The sequence below is a fragment of the Photobacterium malacitanum genome (genome assembly GCF_900185615.1).
Taxonomy (GTDB): Bacteria; Pseudomonadota; Gammaproteobacteria; order Enterobacterales; family Vibrionaceae; genus Photobacterium; species Photobacterium malacitanum.
Genome location: NZ_FYAK01000039.1, coordinates 1 through 1065 on the forward strand (window position 1 = coordinate 1; position 1065 = coordinate 1065).

Here is a 1065-nt window from a genome sequence, read left to right on the forward strand (position 1 = left end):
TGATGCACACTTCAACATCACCACTATACGCAATCTGTGCGTCTAACGATGTTGCTGCGAACATGATGAAAGGCGAAAGTGGTCTATCGCTAACGAACGAAGTTAACCGCGAAGCGATCATCTTCCGTCAAAACATGCGTCAACTATTCAACGATTACACCGCTGAAAACGATTGGTTCTTCAAGCCTTGGAACGCTGAAACGGTTACAGAAATGAACGGTGACAAAGTTAATTTCGAAGACGCTTCTGTTGAGTCTCTAATGACAATTCAACAGAACTGGAAACTAACTCCTGGTGACAAGTGGCACGGCTTTGACGAAATCGACAATGACTGGTGTATGCTTGATCCAATCAAAGTGAGCTTGCTAACTCCAGGTCTTGACGACAACGGTAACTTCCTAGAAACAGGTGTTCCAGCAGCACTTGTGACTGCATACCTAGGTCGTTTTGGTATCGTACCAACCCGTACTACTGACTTCCAAGTCATGTTCCTATTCTCAATGGGTATTACTAAAGGTAAGCGTGACACTTTGATCAACACATTGTTGTCATTCAAACGTCACTACGATGCTAACGCAGATATCGAAACACTACTGCCTGAGCTAGTAGCATCAGCACCAGAAGTTTACCGCGGTCTTGGTCTTAAAGATCTTGGTAACAAAATGTTTGAATACCTAGTACGTCATAACCCAAGCCAAGTACTAAACCACGCTTACTCAAGCCTTCCAGAAATGGAAGTGAAGCCACGTACTGCTTACCAGTTCGTGGTATCTGATGACGTTGAGCTAGTACCTTCTGACAAGCTAGTGGGTCGTGTTGCAGCGAACTCTGTTATTCCTTACCCACCAGGCATTCCAATGCTAATGGGCGGTGAAAACTTCGGTGACGAAACAAGTCCTCAAATCCAGTACTTGAAAGCACTAGAAGCATGGGATGCAGAATTCCCAGGTTTTGAACACGAAACTGAAGGCGCTGAGATCGAAGACGGTAAATACCACGTTCTTTGTATCAAAAAAGACGCACTATAATCGCTTAATGCGATAATGTGACTACCCTACCAATCCC

At 44.5% G+C, this 1065-nt stretch carries 1 protein-coding gene; it reads left to right on the forward strand.

Features of this window, described 5'->3' with window-relative positions; all coding sequences use genetic code 11:
• Positions 1 to 1028 (forward strand): Orn/Lys/Arg family decarboxylase (locus tag PMAL9190_RS19920; RefSeq protein ID WP_503121367.1); only part of this gene is annotated, 1028 nt, incomplete at its 5' end.
• Positions 1029 to 1065 lie beyond the last annotated feature (37 nt).